Here is a 26,028-nt window from a genome sequence, read left to right on the forward strand (position 1 = left end):
GACGTTGGGTCCGGCGGGGGCGCGTCGTGGCGTCAGAAGGGGATCGTAGGGCTAGGAACCGCCGTTGCGCCCCCGCCGGGTGATCACGATCAGGGCACCTCCCGCCGCCAGGAGCAGCGCCCCCGCGCCCGCCGCTGCCGCCGTGCGCCAGCCGTCCGAGCCGGTGGCGGGGAGGTGGCCCGACGCGTGGCCCATCGGGCCCGGCTTGCCGCCGCCCGGCTTCGGCTTGGTGGGCTTCGTCGGCTTGGACGGCAGCTGCTTGATGCGTACCGCCGTCGAACAGGCCTTGTCGCGGGAGGACGTGCCGCAGTTGGAGCCCAGGGTCGCCGTCGAGTCGACCGTGTTCGTCAGGCGGCCGTCGCCCGTGCGCGCCCCGACCACGGTCACCGGGTAGGTGACGGTGGCGGTGGCGCCCGCCGGGATGTCGCCGCGCCAGGTCAGGACGGGTGCGGCGTAGGTCACCCGGCCCAGGGAGGCCTTGACGTACCGGGGGTCGAAGCGGACGTCGTCCAGGATCTCGCGGAGGTCGTCCGCGAAGCCCGCACCCGTGTAGACACCCGTCCCGGAATTGCGCAGGGACACCGTGTACGTGAGCTTGTCGCCCGGCTTCGGGACCGCGGGGCCCGTCAGCTTCTTCGTGTACGTCACCAGCGGGATCAGGACCTCGTCCGCGCACTCGGTGTCCACCGGGCGCTGCGCGTTGCAGTTCGAGGCGTTGCCGATGATGTGCGCGTTGAGGTGCAGGTTGCCGCCCGGCGGGGTGTCCACGACCGCCGACCAGGTGACGGTCGCCGTCTCCCCGACCGGGAGGTCACCGGTCCAGTACGCCACGTCCTGCGCGGTGGGCACCGCCCGGTCGGCCAGCTCGGTGGGGAGCTGGGCGCGCGGGATGCGGGTGACCGTTCCCTTGTCGGTGGCGAAGTCGTCGGCGACGGTCGCCGAGTCCATGATCTGCGCCAGGTCGACGTACGCCTTGGCCGCCGGGTAGGGGGCCGTGCCGGTGTTCTTCACCCGGGCCGTGTACTTCACGCGCTCGCCGGGCTTGGCGACCACGTGGTCGTCGACCAGGTCCACGTACAGCTTCGGGATGCCGCCGTTCTCGCCGGTGCCCGTGGAGCACTCCGGGGTCTGCTCGCCCTCGACGCAGTTCGAGCCGGGGTTGGTGGAGGTGACGGAGTTGGACAGCTTGGCGTTGCCCTCGGGCGGGGCGCCGACCGTCACCGAGTAGGTGATGACGACGGCGGTGGCGTCACCGCCGTGCCGGACCGGGCCGGTCCAGGTCAGCTTCTTGGTCGCCGGGTCGAAGACCGGGGCCGGGTTGCCGTCCGTGACGGTCAGGTCGTCGTTCCACTTCGCGTCGTCCAGGACGTCCGCGAGGTCGTCGGTGAGGTTGGCGTTGGGGAAGTCGGCCCTGCCGGTGTTGAAGACCTTCACCGTGTAGGTGACCTTGTCGCCGGGGAGCGGGTTCGGCTTGTCGACGGACTTCTCGATGGCCGGGTTGGCGATCGGGACCTCGACGCCGCACTCGGCGCCGGGGGCCGTCTTCTTGCAGTTGGAGCCCGCGTTCTCGGAGGTGACGGTGTTCTTCAGGAGCGCCGTGGCGCCCGCCTTTGTCTTCTCCGGGACCTTGACGGAGTACGTCAGCTTGACCGTGGTGCGCGCCGGGACGTCGCCCCTCCAGGTCAACACCGGTGCGGTGTAGGAGAGTTGGCCGCCGAGGGAGGAGGCCGCGTCGTCCCGGTAGTCGGCGTCGGTGAGGACGGCGCTCAGGTCGTCCGTCACCGTCACGCCCTCGTACTTCGCACCGCCCGCGTTCGCGATCAGGATCGTGTACGTCACCTCCGAGCCCGGCACCGCGTGCTCGTGGTCCGCGCTCTTCTTCACGTCGAGCTGCGGGAAGCCGCCCTTCTCGTCGGGGCCCTTCGTCCCGAACTTGTTGCCGCAGAGCACGTTGTTCGAACCGGCCTTGCAGTTGGAGCCCGCGTTGGCCGAGACGATCCCGTTGAGCAGCTGGCCCGTCGCGCCCGCCTTGGGGCGTTCGTGGACGGTGACCGAGTAGGTGACCGTGGCCTTCGTACCGGCCGGGACGTCCCCCTTCCAGGTCAGCTTCTTCGCCGCCGCGTCGTACCGCACGTCGCCCGCGGTCGCCGCCGCGTCGTCGTTGTAGTCGGCGTCGGTGAGGGCTCTCGCGAGGTCGTCCTCGAAGGCGGCGGCCGGGTAGACGCCCTTGCCGTCGTTCTCGGCGGTCACCGTGTACGTGACCTTGGTACCCGGCAGCGGCCTCTTCGGGCTCATCACCTTCTGGAAGGTGATGTTCGGGTACGTGACCGTGGTCGTGCACCCGGACGCCGTCGCCGTGGCGCAGTTGGCGCCCGGCTCGGTCGAGGTGACCGTGTTGACGAGCTCGCGGTCGGCGGCGGACGAGGTCCGTGCCGGGTCCGGGATCTTCACCGCGTAGGTGAGCGTCGCGGAGCCCTTCGCCGGGACGTCCCCGGTCCAGTTCAGCTTCGTACCGGAGACGGTGGCCGTGCCCGTGGTGGCCTGGGCGTCGCCGACCAGGTCGGCGTCGTCCAGGACCTTGGCGAGGTCGTCGGTGAGGGAGTAGTTCCGGTACGCGCCGGCTCCCGCGTTGGTGACCTTCACCGTGTACGTGACGGTCTCGCCCGGCAGCGCGGTCGCCTTGTCGGCGGTCTTGACGACCGTGACGTAGGGAACGCCGCCGTCCTCGCCGCCGGTCCCGCAGGCGGGGTCGGTGGAGCCGAAGGGGCAGGGCGAGCCGGGGATGTCGGAGACGACCTTGTTGACCATCCGGCCGTCGCCGCCCGTCTTGGGCTGCGCCGGGATCTTCACCTGGTAGGTGATCTTCTTCTCCTCGTGGGGAGCGAAGTCGCCCGTCCACGTCAGGTCGGGGGCCGTCCAGACGGCCTTGCCGCCCGCGTCGTCCTGGACGCCGACCCAGTCCGCGTCGTCGACGACACCCGCGAGGGAGTCGCTGAACTCGGCGTTCGGGTAAGGGGCGTTGGCGTCGTTCTTCATGGTGACGGTGTAGGTGACCGTGGCGCCCGGGAGGAGCGGGGTGGGCGCGACGGTCTTGGTGATGACCAGCTTCGGGTCCACGGGCGGCTGGCTGCCGCTGACGCAGGCCTTGTCGGCGTCGTCCGCGCACTGGTTGGCGGTCGGGACGGTGGCCTTCGAACCGGCCGTCGTCCAGGCCTTGTTGACGAGCTTGTCCGTCTTGCCGGCGGAGGCCGTGGCCTTCACCGTCAGGACCAGTGAGGCATCCGCGCCGGGGGCGAGGGTGCCGACCGTCCAGACCAGCGGGCGGGCCGCGGGGTCCGCGACCGTTCCGGCGGTCGGGGCGGCCTTGACCACCTCGACGCCCTCGGGGAGCGCGTCCGTGACCTCGATGCGCTTGGCCTCGGCGGCACCGGCCGCATTGGCGATCTTCAGGGTGTAGGTGAAGGGGACGCCGACCTGCGGCGCGTCCAGGGACTGCGCCTTGGTGAGGGTCAGCTTCGGCTCCTTGACCTCGGAGCCCTCGCCGTCCGTGTCACAGACCTTGCCCGGCTTGGGGTCGGTCTTGCAGGTGTTCTCGGGCGGGACGACCGGGTCCGGGCCCTCGGTCACCTCGGCGGAGTTGACCAGCTTGGTGCCCTTGGCGGCCGCCGTGACGAGAGCGGTGATCTTCAGGGTCGAGGTCGTCCCCGCCTTGAGCAGCGGGAGCTTCCAGACCACCGGGTCGGCCTTCGCCGCGCTCGTGCCCTCGGACTGGTCGACCGCGAGCAGGTCCAGGCCCTGCGCCAGCTTGTCCGCCACCTCCAGGTCGGTGGCGTCGGCGGTGCCGGTGTTCTCGGCGGTCAGCGTGTAGACCACCTGCTCACCGACCTGCGGGTCGGCCGGGGAGGCCTTCTTGGTCAGCTTCCAGACCGGCTTGCCCGGAGCGGTCGTGTCGTGACCCGAGCAGGCCCTGGTGGGCTCGCCGGGGCACTGGTTCGCCGTCGGCACGGTGGCGACCGCGCCCGTCGACGTCCACGTCTTGTTGACGATCTTCTGCGATACGTCGGCGTCCTGGCGGACCTTGACCTTCACGGTCAGGGTGGCCTCCGCGCCACCGGCGAGGGTGCCGACGGTCCACAGCAGCTTCGGCTTGGCCCCGTCGTCGACGGTGCCCGTGGAGGGGGTGGTCGAGACGAGGTCCACACCGGCCGGGAGCAGGTCGGTGACCTCGACGCGCTTGGCGTCGTCGGCGCCGGCCGCGTTGACCAGCTTGACCGTGTAGGTGAGCGTGTTGCCGATCTGCGGGTTGGCCGGGAGCTGCGTCTTGGTCAGGGTGAGCTTGGGCTCGCCCACGTCCGTACCCTCGCCGTCCGTGTCACAGACCTTGCCGGGGTCCGGCTCGTCCTTGCAGCGGTTGTCCGGCGGGATCGTCGGGTTGGGGCCCTCGGTGACCTCGGCGGCGTTCTTCAGCTTCGTGCCCTTGGCGGCGGCCGTGACCGTCGCCGTGATCTTCAGTTCCTCGGTGGCTCCGGCCGCGAGGGCCGGGATCTTCCACACCACCGGGTCGGCCTTCTCGGCGCTGGTGCCCGTGGACGGCTTCACGTCCAGCAGGGTCAGGCCGGTGGGCAGCTTGTCGGTGACCTCCAGGTCCCTGCCCTCGACGGTGCCGTTGTTGACGGCCTTCAGGGTGTACGTCACGACCTCGCCGACCTGCGGATCGGCAGGGGAAGCCGTCTTGGACAGGGTCCAGTCCGGGCGGCCGGGAAGCTCCGCCTGCTCACCGACGCACGCCTGCTTCGGGTTGTCGTCGCAGCGGTTGGCCGCCGGGATCTCCGGCTGGGCGCCGGTCGACGTCCAGGCCCGGTTGACGATCTTGGCGCTGGCGTCCTGGCGCACCTTGACGGTGACGGTGAGCGTGCGCTCGCCGCCCGCCTCCAGGGTGCCGACGTTCCAGACCAGGCGCGGCTTGCCGGTGGTGTCCACCGGGGCCGAGGTGTCGGAGGACACCGCGCGGACCAGGTCCACGCCGCCGGGCAGCAGGTCGGTGATCGTCACGCGCTCGGCCTTGTCGGCGCCGGCCGCGTTCACGATCTTCACCGCGTAGGTGAGGGTGTTGCCGACCTGCGGCTGCGCCGGGACCTGCGTCTTGGTCAGGGTCAGCTTGGGCTCCTTGACGTCCGAGCCGTCGCCGTCCGTGTCACAGATCTTGGCGGGGTCCGGGTCGTCCTTGCACTTGTTGTCGGGCGGAATCGTCGGGTCGGGACCCTCCGTCACCTCAGCCGCGTTGCGCAGCTTCTGGCCCTTCGCGCCCGCCGTGACGAGAGCGGTGATCTTCAGGGTCGAGGCCGTCCCCGCCTTGAGCAGCGGGAGCTTCCAGATCACCGGGTCGGCCTTGGCCGCGCTGGTGCCCGTGGACGGGTCCACGGCGAGCAGGTCCAGGCCCTCGGGCAGGTCGTCCTTGACCTCCAGGTCGACGGCGTCGGTGGTGCCGGTGTTCTCGGCGGTCAGGGTGTAGACGACCTCCTCGCCCACCTGCGGGTTGGTCGGGGAGGCCGTCTTCGACAGCTTCCAGACCGGCTTGCCCGGCGGGTTCACCGAGTCCTCGTGACCGGAGCAGGCCTTGGTGGGCTCGCCCGGGCACTGGTTCGCGTCCGGCACGACCGCCTGCGAACCGGCCGACGTCCAGGTCTTGTTGACGACCTTCTGGGTGGTGTCGGCGTCCTGCTTGACCTTCACCGTGACGGTCATCGTCGCCTCGGCGCCGCCCGCCAGGTCACCCACGTTCCACACGAGCTTCGGCTTCCCTGCGGAGTCCACCGTGCCCGCCGACGGGTCGGTCTTCACCAGCGCCACCCCGGCCGGGAGGACGTCGGTGATCTCGACGCGCTTGGCGGCATCCGCACCCGCCGCGTTGGCGATCTTCACCGTGTAGGTGAGGGTGTTGCCGATCTGCGGCTGCTTGGGCAGCTGCGTCTTGGTCAGCGTCAGCTTCGGCTCCTTGACCTCCGAGCCGTCGCCGTCGGTGTCACAGATCTTCTTCGGGTCGTCCTTGCACTTGCTCTCGTCCGGGATCTCCGGGTCGGGCCCCTCGGTCACCTCGGCGGAGTTCTTCAGCTTGGCGCCCTTCGCACCCGCCGTGACCAGCGCGGTGAAGGTCAGCTCCTTCGTCTCGCCGGCGGCAAGCGTCGGGATCTTCCAGACGACCGGGTCGGCCTTCGGAGCCGTCGTACCGTCCGGAGCCTTGACCGCCAGCAGGTTCAGCCCGTTCGGGACGTCGTCCTTGATCTCCAGGGCCTTCGCGTCGACGGCACCGGTGTTGACCGCCTTCAGCGTGTACGTCACCACCTCGCCGACCTGCGGGTCCTTCGGGGAAGCCGTCTTGGACAGGGTCCAGGCGGGCTTGCCCGGCAGGTTCGCCTTGTCGCCGGAGCAGGCCTTGGTGGGCTCCCCGTCGCACTGGTTGGCGGCGGGCACCTCGCCCTCCGGACCGGCCGACGTCCAGGTCTTGTTGACGATCTTCTTGGTGGTGTCGGCGTCCTGTTTGACCTTCACCGTGACCGTCATCGTCGCCTCGGCACCGGCGGCCAGGTCGCCGACCGTCCACTGCAGGGTGGGCTTCGCGGCGGAGTCGACCGTACCGACCGACGGCTCGACCTTGACCAGCTCAACTCCCGCCGGGAGAAGGTCAGTCACCTCCGAACGCTTGGCAGCATCCGCGCCCGCCGCGTTCACCAGCTTCACCGTGTAGGTGAGCGTGGTACCGATCTGCGGGTCGGCCGGGAGCTGCGTCTTGGTCAGCGTGAGCTTCGGGTCCTTGGGCTCGTTGCCGTCGCCGTCCGTGTCGCAGATCTTCTTCGGGTCGTCCTTGCACTTGCTCTCGTCCGGGATCTCCGGGTCGGGACCCTCGGTCACCTCGGCGCTGTTCTTCAGCTTCTTGCCCTTGGCGGCCTCGGTCACCTTCGCGATGATCTTCAGCTCCTTCGTCTCACCGGCGGCCAGCGTCGGGATCTTCCACACCACCGGGTCCGCCTTCGGCGCGGTGGTCCCGGCCGGGGCGTCGACGGCGAGCAGGGTCAGGCCCTCGGGCAGGTCGTCCTTGATCTCCAGGTCCTTGCCGGGGACGGTCCCCGTGTTCACGGCCTTAAGGGTGTACGTCACGACCTCGCCGATCTGCGGCTCGGCCGGGGACGCGGACTTCGACAGCTTCCACTCCGGCTTCGCGGGCGGGTCGACCTTGTCGCCGGAGCAGGCCTTGGTGGGCTCCCCGTCGCACTGGTTGGCGGCGGGCACCTCGCCCTCCGGACCGGCCGAGGTCCACGTCTTGTTGACGAGCTTGTCGGCGGTGGAGGCGTCCTGCTTGACCTTCACCGTGACGGTCATCGTCGCCTCGGCACCGGCGGCGAGGTCACCGACCGTCCACTTCAGGGTGGGCTTCGCGGCGGAGTCGACCGTACCGACCGACGGCTCGACCTTCGCCAGGTCAACTCCCGCCGGGAGAAGGTCAGTCACCTCCGAACGCTTGGCAGCATCCGCGCCTGCCGCATTCGCCAGCTTCACCGTGTAGGTGAGCGTGTTGCCGACCTGCGCCTGCACCGGGAGCTGCGTCTTGGTCAGGGTCAGCTTGGGCTCCTTGACGTCCGAGCCGTCGCCGTCCGTGTCGCAGACCTTGGTCGGGTCGTCCTTGCACTTGCTCTCGTCCGGGATCTCGGGGTCGGGACCCTCGGTCACCTCGGCCGAGTTCTTCAGCTTCTTGCCCTTGGCAGCGGCCGTCACCTTGGCCGTGATGGTCAGGGTCTCGGTCGCCCCGACGGCCAGTGTCGGGATCTTCCAGACGACCGGGTCGGCCTTCGGAGCCGTCGTACCGTCCGAGGCGACGACACCGAGCAGCGTCAGCCCCTCGGGCAGCTTGTCGTTGATCTCCAGGTCCTTGCCCTCGACCGTGCCCTTGTTGACGGCCTTGAGGGTGTACGTCACGACCTCGCCGACCTGGGCGTCCTTCGGGGACGCCGTCTTGGACAGCTCCCAGTCGGGGCGGCCCGGGATGTCCGAGCCCTCGCCCGCACAGGCCTTCTTCGGGTCGTCGTCGCACCGGTTGGCCTCGGGGATCTCCGGCTGGGCGCCCGTGGACGTCCAGGCCCGGTTGACCACCTTGGCGCTGGCGTCCTGGCGGACCTTGACCGTGACGGTCAGGGTGCGCTCGGCGCCCGCGGCGAGGTCGCCGATGTTCCAGACCAGGCGCGGCTTGGCGGCCGTGTCGACCGGGTCGGTGGAGTCCGAGGACACCGCCGAGACGAGGTCCACGCCGGTCGGCAGCAGGTCGGTGATCGTCACGCGCTCGGCCTTGTCGGCGCCGGCCGCGTTCACGATCTTCACCGCGTAGGTGAGGGTGTTGCCGACCTGCGGCTGGGCCGGGACCTGGGTCTTGGTCAGGGTCAGCTTGGGCTCGCCGACCTCGGACCCGTCGCCGTCCGTGTCACAGATCTTCTTCGGGTCGTCCTTGCACTTGCTCTCGTCCGGGATCTCGGGGTCGGGACCCTCGGTCACCTCGGCAGCATTGCGGAGCTTCTTGCCCTTGGCACCCGCCGTGACGAGAGCCGTGATCTTCAGCGTGGCGGTCCTGCCCGCGCCCAGCACCGGGATCTTCCAGATCACCGGGTCGGCGGCAGCGGCGGAACCCTCGGTGGCCTCCGGGGCGCCGACGAGGGTCAGGCCCTCGGGCAGCTTGTCCTTGACCTCCAGGTCCTTGGCGTCGACCGTGCCGGTGTTCTTGGCCGTGAGGGTGTACACGACCTCCTCACCGACCTGCGGGTTCGCCGGGCTCGCGGTCTTCGCGAGGGACCAGGTGGGCTTGGCCGGCGGGTCGGCCTTGTCGCCGGAGCAGGCCTTGTCGGCCTCGCCCGGGCACTGGTTGCCGGTCGGGATCTCGGGCTTGGCACCCGCCGTCGACCACGCCTTGTTGACGAGCTTGGCAGTGGTGGACGCGCCCTGCTTCACCTTGACGGTGACAGTCATGGTCGCGTCGGCACCGGCGGCGAGGTCGCCGACGGTCCACTTCAGCGACGGCTTGCCGGAGTCGTCCACGGCACCCGCACTCACGGAAGCCCGTACGAACTCCGCATCAGCCGGAAGCAGATCCGCCAGCTCGATGCGCTTGGCAGCACTCGCACCCGCCGCGTTCGCGATCTTCACCGTGTAGGTGAGGGTGTTGCCGACCTGCGGCTGCGCCGGGGACTGGGTCTTGGTCAGGGTGAGCTTGGGCTCGCCGACCTCGGACCCGTCGCCGTCGGTGTCACAGATCTTCTTCGGGTCGTCCTTGCACTTGCTCTCGTCCGGGATCTCCGGGTCGGGCCCCTCGGTCACCTCCGCGCTGTTCTTCAGCTTCGCGCCCTTGGCGGCCTCGGTCACCAGCGCGGTGATCTTCAGCTCCTTCGTCTCACCGGCGGCCAGCGTCGGAATCTTCCACACCACCGGGTCGGCCTTGGGAGCCGTCGTACCGGCCGGGGCATCGACCTTCTGGAGCGTCAGCCCGTTCGGTACGTCGTCCTTGACCTCCAGATCCTTGGCGTCCACGGACCCGGTGTTCTCGGCCTTCAGCGTGTAGACGACCGTCTCGCCGACCTGCGGATCGGCGGGGGAGGCCGTCTTCGACAGCTTCCATTCCGGCTTGGCCGGCGGGTTGGCGCTCTCACCGGTGCAGGCCTTGTCGGCCTCCCCGGCACACTGGTTGGCGGCCGGGACGGACGCCTTCGCGCCGTCCGACGTCCACGCCTTGTTGATGAGCTTGTCGGTGGTGGAGGCGTCCTGCTTGACCTTGACCCGGACGGTCAGGGTCTCGGAGGCGCCCGCCGCCAGGTCACCCACAACCCACTTGAGCGGAGTACCGCCCACCGCGGGCCGGGCCTCGACCAGCTCGACGCCCTCGGGCAGCAGGTCCGTCACCTCGACCCGCTTGGCCGCATCCGCACCCGCCGCGTTGGCGATCTTCACCGTGTAGACGAGGGTGTTGCCGATCTGCGGCTGCGCCGGGGACTGGGTCTTGGTCAGGGTGAGCTTGGGCTCCTTGGGCTCGCCGCCGGTGCCGTCGTCACAGATCTGGCCGGGGATCGGCCGTCCCTGCGCGTCCTTGCACTCGCTGCCGGGGTCGACGGTCGGGTTGGGGCCCTCGGTGACCTTGGCCTGGTTCTTCAGCGGGCGGCCCTTGGCGGCGGCCGTGACGGTGCCGGTCAGGGTGAGGGAGGCGGTGGTGCCGCCGTCCAGGGACGGGATCTCCCAGTGGACGGGGCCCGTGCCGACGGCCGACGTACCGGGCGAGGCCTCGGAGGCGTCCAGGCGTATGCCCGACGGGAAGACGTCGTCGATCTTCAGGTCGGCCGCCGGGGACGACCCCGTGTTCTCGACCGTGATGACGTACACGACCTTCTCCCCGACCTGCGGGTCCTTGGGCGTGACCGTCTTCTTCATCGTCAGCTGCGGGCTGGCGGGCGTCTTGTTGCCCGCGCAGACGTGCGCCGCGTTGTCCGAGCAGGCGTTGCCCGCGAGCGGAGTGACCGCCGGGCCCGCGGTCGCCCACGCCCGGTTGGTCAACTCGTCGTCCAAAGACACGTCCTGACGGACCTTCACCATCACGGTGAGCTGCTTCTGCGCGCCCGCCGCGACCGTACCCGGCTTCCACACCAGGACCGGCTTGCCGCTGGTGTCCACGGTGTCGGTGGAGTCGGAGGAGACCGCGCTGATCAGGTCCACTCCGGCCGGGAGCCGGTCGTGGATCTCGGAGCGCTTGGAGGCGTCCGAGCCCTCGTTCTTCAGCGTGACGATGTACGCGAGGGTGTTGCCGACCTGCGGGTTCGCCGGGTTCTGGAGCTTGGAGAGGATGAGCTTGGGCTCCTTGGGCTCCTCACCCCCGCCGTTGTCGCAGATCTTGCCGGGGATCGGCTGACCCTGGGCGTCCTTGCACTCGTTCTCCGGGTCGACGGTCGGCGTCGGGCCCTCGGTGAGGTCCGCGCCGTTGCGCAGCTTCTTGCCGCGCGCGCCGTCGCCCACCAGGGCCTTGAAGGTCAGCTTGGCCTCGGCGCCGCCCGCGAGCGTCGGCACCTTCCACACGATCGGGTCGGTGGCGGTGGCCGTACCGGCGGTGGCGTCCGGGGTGCCCACCAGGGTGAGGCCCTCGGGCAGGTCGTCCTTCAGCTCCAGGTCCTTGCCCGGAGTCGTGCCGGTGTTCTTCATGACGACCGTGTACGTCACGGTCTCGCCGATCTGCGGGTCGACCGGGTCGACCGTCTTGGAGAGCTTGATCTCGGGCTTGGTCGGCGGGTCGCTCTTGTCGCCGGAGCAGGCCCGGGTGGGTGCGCTCGGGCACTGGTTGGCCGTGGGCACCGTGCCCTCGGGTCCGGCGCTCGTCCACGCCTTGTTGATGAGCTTCTCGGTGGTGGAGGCGTACTGCTTGACCTTCACCGTGACGGTCAGGACCCGCTCGACGCCCGGGTCGACCTCGCCGACCTTCCAGAGCAGGGTGTTGCCCGCGCCCGGGGTGACGGTGCTTCCGGCCGGGGCGTCCGCCCGTACGAACTCCACGTCCGCCGGGAGCTGTTCGGTGATCTCGACCCGCTTGGCCGGGTCCGCGGTCGCCTTGTTGGCGATCTTCACCTGGTAGGTGAGGGTGGAGCCGATCTGGGGGCGCTCGGGGGTCTGCGACTTGGTGAGCGTCAGGTCGGGCCGGGCGGGGTTGGTGCCCGTGGTGTCGTCACAGACCTCGTCCGGGACGACGGCCCCCGAGCCGTCCTTGCACTGGCTGGTCGGCGGGACGGTCGGGTTCGGGCCCTCGGTGACCTTGACCCTGTTCTTGGCGGGGGTGGAGGCGTCGGTGACCTTGCCCTTGATGACCAGGGTGGCCGTCTCGTCCTTCTTCAGCGAGGGGATCTTCCACACCGACGGCTTGGCGTTCGTCGCCGTGCCGAGGGCGTCCGGGGTGATCGACAGGACGTCGACCCCGGCCGGAGTCCGGTCCTCGTACTGGAGGTCCTTGGCCTCCAGGTCCCCGGTGTTCTTGACGGTGACGGTGTACGTCACGACCTCGCCCAGCTGCGGGTCGGTCGGCACCGCCTTCTTCTCCATGGTCAGCTGCGGGGCCGCCGGAGGCTCGGTGTTCTCGCCCGAGCAGGCCCGGGTGGCGTCGGCGGCGCACTTCTCACCGGTGATCTCCGGGCGGGGGCCCGAGGACTCCCACGCCTGGTTGACCAGCTTCCCGGTGGCCGACTGCTCCACCTTGACGGTGATGACCAGCTTCTCGGTGCCGCCCGCCGCGACCTCGCCGACCTTCCACTCCAGCTCGGGCAGCTGGGAACGGTCGACGGTGCCGTGCGTGGGGACGGCGGAGACCAGGGTGACCCCGGCCGGGAGCCTGTCCTTGATCGCGACGCGCTCGGCCTTGTCCGTACCGGCGTTGGTGAGCTCGACGGTGTAGGTCAGCGTGGAGCCGACCTGCGGCTGCGCCGGGGACTGGGTCTTCTTCAGCTGGAGCTTGGGCTCCTTGGGCTCGACGTTGTCGCCGTCGTCGCAGATCTTGCCCGGGATCGGGCGACCGCCCGCGTCCTTGCACTGGCTCTCCGGGTCCACGACCGGGTCGGGCCCGGCCGTGACGGTGGCGACGTTCTGGAGCTTCTTGCCCTTGGCGGCGTCGGTGACCCGGCCGATGACCGTCAGCTTCTTGGTCTCACCGGCCCCGATGGCCGGGATCTTCCACTTCACCGGGCGCACGGCCGTGTCCGTGACGGACGTACCCGCGTCCGGGGTGACGTCCTCGGCGACGACGCCCTCGGGCAGGACGTCGGTGATCTCCAGGTCGGCGCCGGGAACGGTCCCGCTGTTCTCCATGGTGATCACGTACGTCACCCGCTCCCCGATCTGCGGGTTGCTCGGCGTCGCCGTCTTCTTCATCTTCAGGGTGGGCTGGGCGAGCGTGTACGTCACGGTGCAGTCGGCGTCCGTGGCACCGGCGGCGCAGTTGACGCCGGGGGTGGTGGACGTGACGGCGTTGGTGAGGGTGAGGTCGCCGGTCGGGGTGCCGTCCGCGGCGCGCTTGCGGTTGGCGGGGATCTTCACCTCGTAGGTGATCTCGACCGTGTCGCCGGCCGGGATGTTCCCGGTCCAGTCGAGGGCGTCGCCCGCCGCGTTCAGCAGGTTCACGGCGGTGCCGTTGACCTTCACCGAACCGGCCACCACGTCGGCGTCCTTGAGGACGTCCGTCAGGTCGTCGTGCAGCTGGACGCCGGTGTACTCGGCGAGGCCGGTGTTGCGTGCGGTGAGGGTGTACGTCGCCGTGGTGCCCGGTGCCGGGGCGGCCGGGCTGACCTTCTTGGCCATCGTGACGCGCGGGATCTTCACCGGGCGGCCGGTGCCGCAGTCCGGGTCGGTGGAGGTGGCGGTGCAGTTGGTGTCGTCGGAGGAGACGACGACGTTGTCGAGGCGGTTGTCGCCGGTGGCGGCCGTGTTGACGGTCACCTCGTAGGTGAAGGAGAAGGTCGAGCCACCGGGCACGTCGCCCTTCCACCCGACGGTCTTCGTCGCGGCGTCGTAGGTGGCGCGCACACCGGTGCCGATCGTCTCCAGCGAGGCCGGAACGTACGCGGCGTCGTCCAGGACCCCGGCGAGGGCATCCTTGATCTCGGCGTCCGGGTAGGGGACACGGCCCTGGTTGGTGACCTTGATCGTGTACTTGACCTTCTCGCCCGGCTTGGCGACGGTCTTGTCGGACGACTTCTGGATCTTCAGCTTGGGCGTGTTGGTGTCGGTGGTGCAGCCCGCGTCCGTGGAGCCCGTACCGCAGTTGGTGCCCTCGGTGGCCGCGACGACCACGTTGCGCAGGTCGCCGTCACCGCCGGAGGCCCTGACGGTCAGCGAGTAGGTGAGCGTGACGGCCTTGCCCGCCGGGACGTCGCCGGTCCAGTCGAGCTTCTGGTCGCCCGCCGTACCGGAGTAGGTGAGGGTGCCGGTGTCGGCTCCGCCCTCGTCCACGGCCTTGTGGTCGTTGTTGTAGGTGGCGTCGTCGAGGGCGTCCTTGAGGACGTCGCTCAGGCGGGCGCCGGTGTAGGCGGCGGTGCCCGGGTTCCGTACGACCACCTTGTAGGTGATCTTCGTACCCGCCTTCGCGGTGCCGGTCAGGTCGGAGGACTTCTCGATGTCCAGGACCTGCACGGCGACCTGCGCCCGGCAGTCCGCGCCGGGGGAGGCGGCGTCGCAGTTGGAGCCCGCGCGGGTCAGGGTGACCAGGTTGTCGAGCCCGTCGGTGCCGGTCGGCGGCTTGACCAGGGTCACCGGGTAGCGGTAGGCGACCGTGGCGCCGGCCGCGACCGTGCCCTTCCAGGTGATCTTCTGCCCGGCCCGGTCGTAGACACCCGGGCTCGGGACGGTGCCGATCGTGGCGTCGTCGACCAGCTTCGACACGTCGTCGACGAGTTCGGCGTCGGGCCAGTCGGCGGTTCCGGTGTTCTCGACCTCGATGGTGTAGGCGACGTCGTCACCGGGCTTGGCCGACGCCTTGTCCGCCTTCTTGGTGATCTTCAGTCGCGGCACCGGAGTCGTGGTCACACAGGGCGCCGCCGCCGTGCAGTTCGCACCCGGCGACGTCGACGTCACCTTGTTGACCAGCTTGGTGTCCGCCCCCGCGTCCATGATCTTGTCGAGCACGACCTGGTACGTGATGACGTGGGAGCCACCGGCCGGAACGTCACCGGTCCACTCGACGGTGTTCCCGGAGGCACTCGCCCCGCCGGTCACCGACCCCGGCTGGAACGTGCCGTCGTCGGCCACGCCCGCCAGGTCGTCCTTCATCCGCGCGCCCCGGTAGGGGACCGTCCCGGTGTTCTTCATCGTCACCGTGTACGTCACGGTGTCGCCCGGCAGCGGCTTCGCCGGGGAGATCTTCTTGTCGATCTCCAGCGCGGCGGTGCCCAGGTCGACGGTGCAGTCCGCGTCCGTGGACCCGGTACGGCAGTTGGAGCCCGGGGTGTCGTCCACCACCGTGTTCTTGACCTTCGCCCCTGCGGGCAGCGGGTCCTTCAGCTTGACCTTGTACGTGATGACCAGGCCCTGCGTGCCCGAGTAGACGTCGCCGTCCCAGGTCACGGTCTTGGTCGCCGCGTCGTACACCGGGGCCGGGGTGACCCAGCCGGGCGGCGCCTGCGGGGTGACCGCCTTCAGCTCGGTCGGCACACCGTCCATGGCGTCCGCGAGCCCGGCCAGCGCGTCACGGATCTCGGCGCCGTAGTAGACGTCGGCACCGTCGTTGAGCGCGGTGATGGTGTACGTCAGGGTGTCGCCCGGCTTCGGGGCGTCGTCGTCCGCCTTCTTCGCCAGGTGCAGCCTGGCCACCCGGGTGTCAATCGAACAGGGGCTGCCGACACCGCAGTTGGAACCGGGCGCCTCGACCACGAGGGAGTTGTTCAGCCGGTCGTCACTGCCCGCGACCTTGCCGGCCGCGACCTTCACCTTGTACGTGAAGACCACCTTGCCGGGTGCGGTGTTCGACCCCGCCGGGACCGTCCCCTCCCAGGTCAGCTTCTTGGCCGTGGCGTCGAAGACGGGCGCGCCCGCTCCGGTGGGGGTGACCTGGTTCAGCCAGGTCGCGCCCTTGAGGACGTCGTTCAGGTCGTCCGCCATCCTGGCGGTGGCCGGGGCGGCGCCCCGGTTCTCCATGGTGACGGTGTACGTGAGGGTGTCGCCGCCCCGCACCGGCCGCTTGTCGACGGTCTTGGAGACCCGCACCGAGCCGTAGGACGTGGACGTCGTGCAGTTGGCGTCCGTGGACCCCGCCGCACAGTTGGACCCGGTGCTCGGGACCACGACGGTGTTCTCCAGGGTGCCGTCGGCGGTGCCCTTGGGGGTGGTGGGGACGGTCGCGGTGTACCGGATCTCGACGGAGCCCGCCTTGGGGACGGTCCCCTTCCAGCTGAGCTTCCCGTTCTCGATCTTCGCCTCGGGCGGCGAGACGACGGTCAGCGCGTCGGCGTCCTTGGCCAGGTCCGCGAGGTCGTCGGCGACCTCCACGCCCGGATAGTCCGCCGTACCGGCGTTCGTCAGCGTGACGACGTACGTGTACGGAGTCCCCGGGACCGGCGTCCCGACGCCCGACTTCTTCACCTGGAGCTCGGCGATACCGGCGTTCTCACCGGGCTGGCCGGTGCCACCGGTGCCGCAGCCCGGCTCGGTGCCGAGGGGGCACTCGGAGCCCGGGGTGGCGGAGGTGACGGAGTTCCTGAGCTGCTTGTTGCCGGTGGTGGGCAGCGGCGAGGGCAGTGTGACCTGGTACGTCACCTTTGTCTCGCCGGGCGGGAGGTTCCCGGTCCAGCCCATCTTCTTCGTGCCGGAGTTGTACACAGGCTGTGGAAGACCACCGGTGATGGTGATGTTCTTGGGCCCGCCGGGCGCGTCGTCCACGACGTCCGACAGATCATCACTGAAGGTCGCACCCGGGTACGGGACCGCACCGGCGTTCTTCATGGTCACCGTGTAGGTGATCGTCTGCCCGGCCTTCGGCTTGAGGTTGTCGGCCTCCTTCTTGATGTCGAAGGTCGGCACGCCACCGGTGGTGTCGTCGTCACCGGTCGAACAGTCGGCGTCGGTGGACCCGGACGCACAGTTGGAGGCGGGGGACAGCAGCTTGTTGTTGAGCTTGCGGTTGCCGCCGGGGCGGGAGTTGACCGTGACGGAGTAGGTGATCTCCAGGTCCTCGCCCGCGGCCAGGTCACCGGTCCACTTGATGGAGTCGGCACCGGCGGTCAGCGTGCCGCGCGGGCCCTTCGTGACGGCCTGGTCGCCGTTGAGGCGGGCGTCGTCGACGACGTCGGCGAGGTTGTCGGTGATGGAGGCACCCGGGAAGGGAGCGACCCCCTCGTTCTTGCCGGTGATCTTGTACGTGATCCGGCCACCGGGCACCAGCTCACCGCTGACCTTGACCTTCTTCAGCTTGAGGTTGGGCAGCGGGGTGGTGAGGGTGCAGGCCGGATCGGTGCTGCCCGTCTGGCAGTTGGAGCCGTCGGCCTCCGAGAGGAGCTTGTTGGCGAGCTTGTGGTCACCGGCGCTGGTGACCTTCACCTTGACCGCGAACTTCGCCTCCGCACCGGCCGCGAGGTCGCCGGTCCAGGTCACCTTGTCGCCGCTGCGGGCGACGGCTCCGCCGCCCGAGACGATGTTCTCGCTCACGTAGGTGGCGTCGTCCAGCACGCCCGACAGGTCGTCGTCGGCGACGACGCCGGTCTTGGCGGTGCGGCCCGCGTTCTTCACGGTGATCGTGTAGGTCACCGTGTCGCCCGGCTTGGGCGCGGTGTTGTCGATCGTCTTGGAGAGCTGGAGCAGCGGCGGGTTGATGGTGAGGGGGTAGTCCTCGACCTCACCGCTCCCGGCGTACTTGCCGGCCGGTCGCGGGTCGGCGATCTCCGCGTCGTACAGCCGGAACCGGGCGAAGGAGGCCCCGGCGGTGGGTGCGGCGAAGGCCCGCAGCCCGCCCTTGGCGGCCTTGGCCTTCAGCGCCAGGAGCCGCTTCATGGCCCGGGTGTTCTGCACACCCGTCCACTTCAACTGGGCGGTCCTGTCGCCTGCTTCGAGGCTCTGGGTGACCCGCTCGCCCGTATCGAAGGTGCCGTTGACGTTCCAGTCGACCCATCCGGCGAGGGTGACCTTCTTGCCGGTGTTGTTCTTCACCACGACCGGGACGGTGTACTCCTTGGCCGTCACGTCCACGTCGGGCAGGGTGACGCCGTCGTCCAGGGTGTCGCCGGTGCCGTCGTGCGGGTTGCGGGCGTCGGCCTCCAGGGACTCGCCCGCACCGATGCTCAGCCCGGCGAGCCGCTTGTGGGCGGGGCCGCCCTGCTCGTCGAGGACCTTGTACGTGTCGGGGGCGTCACCGAAGTCGAGGGCCTGGAGGCAGCCCATGCCGTCGACGACGTTGAGCCCTGCGGGGAGGGTGCCGACCTTCTGCGGGGTCTTGGACCACGGGTCGATCCGGCGGGCCTTGGTGGACTCGGTGAGGTCGATCTGCCAGATGATCTGCGGGCTGGCGTTGTCGATGACGTAGTAGTTGCCCTCGGAGTCGAAGAACGAGGCAACGCGCTGACCACTGCTGAAGGTGCTGCTGCCGTAGCTGTAGTTGCCGGTCGCCGGGTCGGTGCGCACGGGGTACCCGTTGTCCGTGACGGCGATCAGGGACTCGTCCTTGGGGTGCACGGACCAGTCCCGGATGCCGCTGACGGTGCTGTTGAGGGACACCTGGGCCAGCACCTTGCCGATCGGGCCCAGCGCCGGATCGAGGTTGATCTTCTGGAACGGGCCGGACGAGCTGGTCTTGTTCGGGTAGACGATCAGCTGGGTGCCGCCGTCGGTGGCGATGCCGCCCGCGGAGTACGACGTGTCGGGGAGCTGGGAGGACAGCGGGATCTCCCGCACCGTGCCCGTCTCCGGGTCGATCTGGAGCAGGGTGGTGCGGGACGCCGGGCTCGTGCTCGGCAGCGCGTAGATCATCCCGTCGAGCGGGCTGACGCCGCCCGCGTCGTAGCCGTCCGGGTAGGCGCCGTCGGGGTACGCGGTGCCGTCGGCCTTCTTCAGCGGCACGACGGAGTTGGCTCCGGTCAGCGGGTTGAACTTGACCAGCTTGGTCGGCTTGGTGCCCGAGGCCAAGTAGGCGGTGGAGCGGCAGGTCTCCTTGTCCGTACGGATGACCAGCGCGTAGTCCTCGACCTCACCTGCCCCGGCGAACGCACCCGCAGGCTGCGGATCGGCCACCCGGCCCGCGTACAGCCGGAACCGGGCGAAGGTCGCCGCCCCCGAAGCGAGCCCGGACAGACCGGTCCACCGCAGTGTCGCGGACGTCGCCCCGTCCGCCACGGAGGTGCTCACCCGCTCGCCGTCCTCGAAGCGCCCGTTGGCGTTGAAGTCGACCCAGCCCGCGAGGGTGGCGGCGGCTCCGGTGGTGTTCTTGACCTTGACCGGAACCTCGTACCCCGTCGCGTCGGCCTTCAGCTCCGGCAGGGTGACGCCGTCGTCGAAGGTGTCGCCGAAGCCGTCCAGCGCGGTGGTGCCGACCGGCATCCGGGCGTCCGACTCGACGGACTCCTTGTCGCCGATGACCAGCCGGGAGTCGATGTCGTGGCTGGGCCCGCGCGCACCGGCACTCGTGGCGTACGAGTCGGGGGCGTCGCCGTACTCGGCGACCTTCAGGCAGCCGCCCGCGTCGGTGATCTGCTGCGTCACCGGCACCGTCGACATCGGCTGCTTGTCGTGGGTCACGGAGTTCACGTCGATCAGCGCGCCCGGCTTGGAGGCGGTCAGGTCGACCTGGAAGACCTTGCCGGGGGTGCTGTTGTCGACGCCGTACAGGTTGCCGTAGTTGTCGAAGAACACGCCCCGGTACTGGGCGCCGGGCAGCATCGCACTGGTCTGCCGGGACGAGGTCGCGGTGTCCGGGTCGATCCGCACCAGCCGCCCGTCGGTGGCCAGGCTGTACAGCTTCCCGTCGATCGGGTGGAAGGCCCAGTCGTACAGCCCGTTGCCGGTGCTGACGGTGAACTGCCCGACCCGCTTGCCGACGGGACCGGCCGACGGGTCGATGTTGATGATGAAGGTGGGGTACGAGGAGTTGTAGTGCACGTAGAGCTTGGTGCCGTCCGGGGAGACCGCGCCGATGTCGTAGGCCGGGGACCCGATGTTCTGGAGCGCCGGGTCGAGGTCGTGCTGGGTGATGCCGCCCGCCGGGTCGATCTCGACCAGCTTGGTGAACCGGTCCGCGCCGATCGCGGTGCCGTAGATGTGACCGTTGAGGCTGGAGACGCCGATGCCGTCGTAGCCCTGGGCCCGGGTGGTGTTGTCGATCTTCGTGGCCCGCCCGGAGAGCGGGTCGAACCGGTAGAGGTCGGTGGGCCCGTTGCCCACCGAGGTGTAGACGGCACTGGTGCAGTTCTCGTCCTCGGGGACCCGGATCACCACCGGGTGGTCCTCGACCTCACCGCCGCGGGTGTACGCGCCGACGGGCTGCGGGTCGGCGACCGCACCCGAGTACAGCCGGAAGCGGGCGTACGTCGTCGCGCCCTTCTTCAGCCCGGACAGACCGGTCCACTTGAAGGTCACCGAGGTCGTCGACGTGGTGACGTTCGCGGTCTGCCGCTCGCCGTCCTCGAAGGTGCCGTTGATGTTGAGGTCGACCCAGCCGGCCGCCGTTCCGGACCTGCCGGTGGTGTTGCGGATCGGGAGGGTCACCTCGTACGAGGTGTCCGTCGAGGTCAGGTCGGGCATCCGGCGGACGGCGTCCTCGTCGTCCCGCTCGGTCTCGTCGTCGCCGAACCCGTTCAGGGTCCCCGCCGCGTCCGGCTCGTCGTCGGAGTCGGCGCCCAGTTCGTACCCGCGCCGCACGACGTGGCTCGGGCCGCCGGACGCCTTCTTCGTCTTGTACGAGTCGGGGGCGTCGCCGTAGTCCACGGCAATGATGCAGCCCGCGCCGTCGCCGCCGGTCAGGCCGCCGACGGTGCCGATCTTCACATCGCCCGCGTACTTGGCCTTCCCGCCCTCCATCTGGGACAGGTCGACCTTGATGATGAAGGCGGACCCGGTCGCGTACAGGTTCCCGGCCCCGTCGAAGGCGACGCCGTTGAAGTACGAGGAGCGGTTCGCGGAGGTGATCTGCCCGTTCTCGCTCATCGCACCGGTCTTCGGGTCGATCCGCCAGATCTTCCCGTCGGTGTTGCCGATGCCGTAGAGCGCGCCGTCGCCGGGGTGCACGGCGAAGTCGTAGAAGTCCTTGTTGCCGGTGGTCAGGTCGGGCAGCCGGACCGGCTTGGCCGGGTTGGAGATGTCCACGACCAGAAGAGCGGTGGCGTTGCCGACCCGCGCGTAGTAGCGCGCACCGTCGTAGCTGATCTCGCCCTGGGCGCTCGTCCCGATGGCGGGCAGGCCGCCCGCGACGGGGAGTTCGGTGACCGCACCGGTCACCGGGTCGACGCGGACCATGGTGTTGGCCTTGGCGGTGGCGGCGGCGTACAGCTTGCCGTCGGCACGGTTGTAGCCGAGCCCGTCGTACGGCGGGGTGTTGGCCGAACCGATCGCCGTGCGCGCGCCGTTGGCGCGGTTGACGCTGTAGAGCTGCGTGCCGGAACCGGAGCCGCCGGAGTAGTACATGACGTCGTTGCACTGGTCGGCCGGGCCGACGACGTACAGCGGATGGTCCTCGACCTCGCCGCCCCGGGCGTACGCGCCCGACGGCTTCGGGTCGGCGACCGTGCCCTCGTACAGGCGCAGTCGTACGTACTCGTAGATGTTGGGCCGCAGCCCGGACAGACCGGTCCACTTGAGGGTCGCGGAGGTCGCCCCGTTGGCGACGGTGGCGGTCTTGCGCTCGCCGTCCTCGAAGGTGCCGTTGCCGTTGAAGTCGACCCAGGCGGCGAGGGTGGCGTCCGCGCCGGTGGTGTTGGTGGTGCGGACGTCGATCTCGTACTCGGTGTCCGTGGAGTGCAGGGCGGGCAGGGTGGTGCCGTCGTCCTGGGTGTCGCCGGTGCCGTCGTAGTCGCCGCCGGCGCTCTTGCGGGCGTCCAGCTCGGCGGAGGTGCCCGTGCCGAGGCGCAGCTTGTCGGTGTACCCGTGGGAGGGGCCGTCGGAGGCGACGGTCGTCTTGTACGAGTCGGGGGCGTCACCGAAGTCGGTGGCCTGGATGCAGCCCGCCGCGTCGTTCTCGAACAGGGCCCGGGTGTTGGCCAGCGCGACGGACTCGCCGCGCACGTACTTCCCGCCGGACTGCTGGGTGAGATCGGTCTGGGTGATCTTGCCGTCGGTGCCGATGAGGTACAGGTTGCCGATGGTGTCGAAGACCGCGCCGGGGCTGGCGGGCAGCGGGGCCCCGGAGTTGCCGAGGTTCTCGGAGGTGCCGGTGAGCGGCTGACGCCACACGCCCTGGCCGTACATCGTGGAGTCGAACGGGTGCAGGGCGGTGTCCGCGAGCCCGGCGCCGTTGGCGGCCTGCGGCTTGAGGACGGGGTTGGCGGGGTTGGTCAGGTCGACGATCTGGAATTTGTTGCTGCTGCCGATGGCGGCGGCGTAGAAGGTCTTGCCGTCGGGGCCGAAGGTGCCCTGGACGTACTCGTAGTTGCCCGACGGGGTCGGCAGCGTCAGCGGCAGGTCCCGTACGGTCCCGTCCTCGGGCTCGATGGAGAGCAGCCTGCGCGGCGCACCGGTCTGAACGGCGATCAGCAACCCGCTGCCCGAGCCGTAGCCCATGGCGTCGAAGCGGATGGTGCTGGGCGCGCCCTTGTAGGTGAGGGGGATCGGGGTGGAGGCCCCGGTCGTCGGGTTGACGGTGTACAGCTTCGTCGGGCCGCCCGCCGCGTCCGCACCCGACAGGTACAGGGTGTTGTTGCAGGCGTCGGACTTGCTGAGGAAGACCCGGTGGTCCTCGACCTCGCCGGTCTTGGCGTTCGCCCCGGCGGGCTTCGGGTCGGCGACGGTCCCCTCGTACAGCCGGAAGCGCGCATAGCTGCGCCCGTGCTTGGCGGTGTCGGGGACCGCCCAGGTCAGCTTGGCGGTGGTCGCCCCGGCGGCGACGGTCGCGGTCTGGCGCTCGCCGTCGTCGAAGAGGCCGTTGCCGTTGATGTCCAGCCAGCCCGCGAGGGTGGCGGGAGCGCCGGTGGTGTTGCTGAGGCTGACGTTCGCCTCGTACGCCTCACCGATCCGCGCGACGGGCATCCCGTCCGTGCCGAACGCGTCGTCCTCGGTGTCGCCGGTGCCGTTGTAGTCACCGGTGGAGGCCTTGCGGGCGTCCAGCTCGGCGGAGGTGGCGGCGCCCAGGCGCAGCTTGTCGCTGAGGTTGTGCGTGGGGCCGCCGGAGTCCTGGGTGGTCTTGTACGTGTCGGGGGCGTCGCCGAAGTCGGTGGCCCGCAGGCAGCCCGCGAGGTCGTTCTCGGAGAGGGCCTTGGTGGTGGCCAGGACCTGCGTGTCGCCCCTGACGTAATTGCCGCCGGACTTCTTCGTCAGGTCGGTCTGGGTGAGCCGCCCCTCGGTGCCGACCATGTACAGGTCGCCGATGGCGTCGAAGATCGCGCCGGGCTGGCTCTGGGTGACCCCGGTGGCTCCCAGGTTCGCGCCGGTGACGCCGGGCGTCGTGACCCGCCAGACGCTGCTGCCGTCCGACCCGTAGAAGGCGTTGTCGCCGGGGTGCACGGCGAAGTCGTACAGACCGGAGCCCGTGGAGAGCTGCGGCTTGAGGACGGGCGCGGCGGGGTTGCTGAAGTCGACGACCTGGATGCGGGCCGCGGAACCGCGCGCGGAGGTGTAGTACGTGGTGCCGTCCGCGGCGAACGAGCCCTGGACATAACCCTCCCCGGGCGGTGCGGGAAGGGTCAGCGCGGTGTCGGTGAGCACGCCGTCGTCGGGGTCGACGGTGAACACCCGGTACGGGGGCGTCCGTTGGACCCCGACCAGCAGCCCGCTCGCCGAGCCGTAGCCGAGGCCGTTGAAGAACTCGCCGCTGGGCGCGCCCTTGTAGGTGAGCGGGATCGGGGTGGTCGTCCCGGTCGTCGGGTTGACGGTGAAGAGCTTGGTCGGGCCGCCGTTGGTCTCCGAGCCGGAGAGGTAGATGACGCTGTTGCAGCCGTCGGAGGCCGCGCCGAGGAAGACCGCGTGGTCCTCGACCTCACCGGCCCCGCCGGACGATCCGACCGGCTTCGGGTCGGCCTCGGTACCCGCGTACAGCCGCAGCCGGGCGAAGGTGCGGCCCTTCTTGCCGCCCTCGGGGAGGTTCCAGCTGAGCCGGGCGCTGGTCGCCCCGGCGGGGACGGTCACGGTGGCGCGTTCGCCGTCCTCGAAGGTGCCGTTGCCGTTGGAGTCGACCCAGCCCGCGAGAGTGGCGGGGGCGCCGGTGGTGTTGGTGACGGCGGGGGTGATGGCGTAGGCCTCCCCCAGCTTGCCGACGGGCATGGAGGCACCCGCGCCGAACGCGTCGTCGCCCGTGTCCGAGGTGCCGTCCAGGGCCGCGCTCGCGTCGCTCGCGTCGCGCCGGGCGTCCGGCTCGACGGACTCGTCCGCGCCGAGGCGCAGCTTGGGGTCGTACTTGTGCTCGGCGCCGGCGCTCGCGAAGGTCGTCTTGTACGAGTCGGGGGCGTCGCCGAAGTCGGCGGCCTTGAGGCAGCCGCCGGCGTCGTCGACCTTCACACCCGCCGGGATGGTGCCGAAGGGGGTGGTGGTGGCGACGACGTCGTTGATGTTGATCGGTGACGCCTTGGTGGACGCCGTCAGGTCCAGGGACCAGATCTTCTGCGGGGTCTGGTTGTCGACCGCGTAGAGGTTGCCGACCTCGTCGAAGAACTGGCCGAGGTAGATCCGTCCGGAGCCGTCGATCTTCGGTCGGGAGTAGGAGAAGACCTGGTCCGCGGGCTTCGACAGGTCGTAGCGCATCAGGTAGCCGCTCTTGCCGATGCCGTACAGCATCCCGTCCTTCGGGTGGAAGGCGAAGTCGTACGGCAGGTCCGCGTCGTCGTTCGTCGGATTGACCTCGGCGAGCACCGTGCCGACGGCACCCGCGGCCGGGTCGATGTTGATGGTGTAGATCGGGTGGTTCTGGCTGGTGTACGTCACCAGCTTGGTGCCGTCCGCGGTCACGGCACCGACGTCGAAGTTGGTGGTCGACAGCGCCTTGGAGAGGGTGTGCCGCTTGGGCGGTTCGACGCCCGTCGGGTCCGTCTCCACCAGGATGGTGCTGCTGCCCTTGTCCATCCCGTAGACCTTGCCGGTCAGCACGCTCCAGCCGATGCCGTCGTAGCCCTTGCCCGCGTTGTTGTACGTGGTGTTGGGGATCGCCGCCGACATGGTGCCGGTGGAGGGCTCGAAGCGGCGCAGGTCGGTGGGTCCGCTGCCGTTGGAGACGTACACGTACGGCTTGCACGCGTCGCCCGGCGCGTACCGGCTCCGCGCCCGCTGGGCCTTCGCCCGCGCGGCGGCCTGCGCCCGCTTCCGCTCGGCCTCGGCCTTCTTCGCCGCCGCCGCCTTCTTCTTCGCGGCCTCGGCGGCCCGCTGGGCGGGGGTCGCGGGGGCGGAGGGCTTCGCGGAGGCCTCCGGGGAGGCGGACGCGGAAGCAGAGGCAGAGGCAGAGGCCGACGGGGACGCGCTCGCCTTTGCCTTCAGCGCACGCTCAACCGCCTTGCAGTCACCGGCAGTTGTCTGCTCGTAGACGTTCTTCAGGTCGCCGTCGCCGGTCGGCTTCGCGTCCAGCTTCAGCTGGTAGGTGACGGCCGCCATCTCGCCCGGCTCCAGGTCCCCCGACCAGTGCACCCGCGGTCGTACGTAGGTGGGGGTGCCCGAGGTCGCCCTCGGCTTCCCGACCAGCTCGGCGTCGTCGAGCGCGCCCGCGATGTTGTCGGCGAACGCCGCGCCCTCCGCCTTGGCCCCGCCGTCGTTGCGAGCGGTGACGGTGTACGTCACGGTCTCGCCCGGCGCCGGGGCCTGCGGTGTCGACTCACGCGTGAACGTGATCCTCGGCCCGCCCTCGACACCCTCGCACGCGGCGGTGGCGACCGCGCCCGGCCGCATCGCCTCGGCGGAGGCGATGGTCCCCGACAGCATGCCGAAGCTCATCCCGTTGACCAGCAACAGGACGAGCGGCACCCGGGCGTTGCGGGCCGTGGTGGCGGCGCGCACCCACCGGACGAGACGACCAGGGGTCCGCTCGGGCTCGGGCTGGCACTCGGCGCTCATGGCGTTGTCGACCGTTCTCACAGCTGGCTCGGATTCTGCTGGGCGGGAATCTGACGGGCACTCACATGCACGGCGTACGGGCCCGGTTCGGGACCCGCCCGGTGGAGCGGTACGTGATGCCGCACGCACGGCACGCCGCCTGCGGGCAGCACGGAGGAGGCCCCGGCGGCACGAAGGCGGCGTGGGCGGTCGCTGGGCGACAGCGCATGCATCACACAAACCACAACCTGACAAGTCGGACAAATGACGCGCAGATAGTAGGCATGCACGTCAGGCGACTTGTCGTATTGACTGGGCGTCAGGTTGCGCGGCGCG

1 protein-coding gene is annotated in these 26,028 nt (G+C 70.1%); it reads right to left on the reverse strand.

Going from position 1 to position 26,028, the window contains the following annotated elements; genetic code table 11:
* Positions 1-51: 51 nt before the first annotated feature.
* Positions 52-25,734 carry a DUF6923 family protein gene (locus tag ACIO3O_RS07655; protein WP_401743134.1) on the reverse strand — a complete coding sequence of 8,561 codons (25,683 nt, stop codon included), beginning with the start codon at positions 25,732-25,734 and terminating at the stop codon, positions 52-54.
* Between the last annotated feature and the right edge of the window lie 294 nt (positions 25,735-26,028).

This window comes from Streptomyces sp. NPDC087440, from assembly GCF_044744005.1.
In the GTDB taxonomy this organism is placed as follows: Bacteria; Actinomycetota; Actinomycetes; order Streptomycetales; family Streptomycetaceae; genus Streptomyces.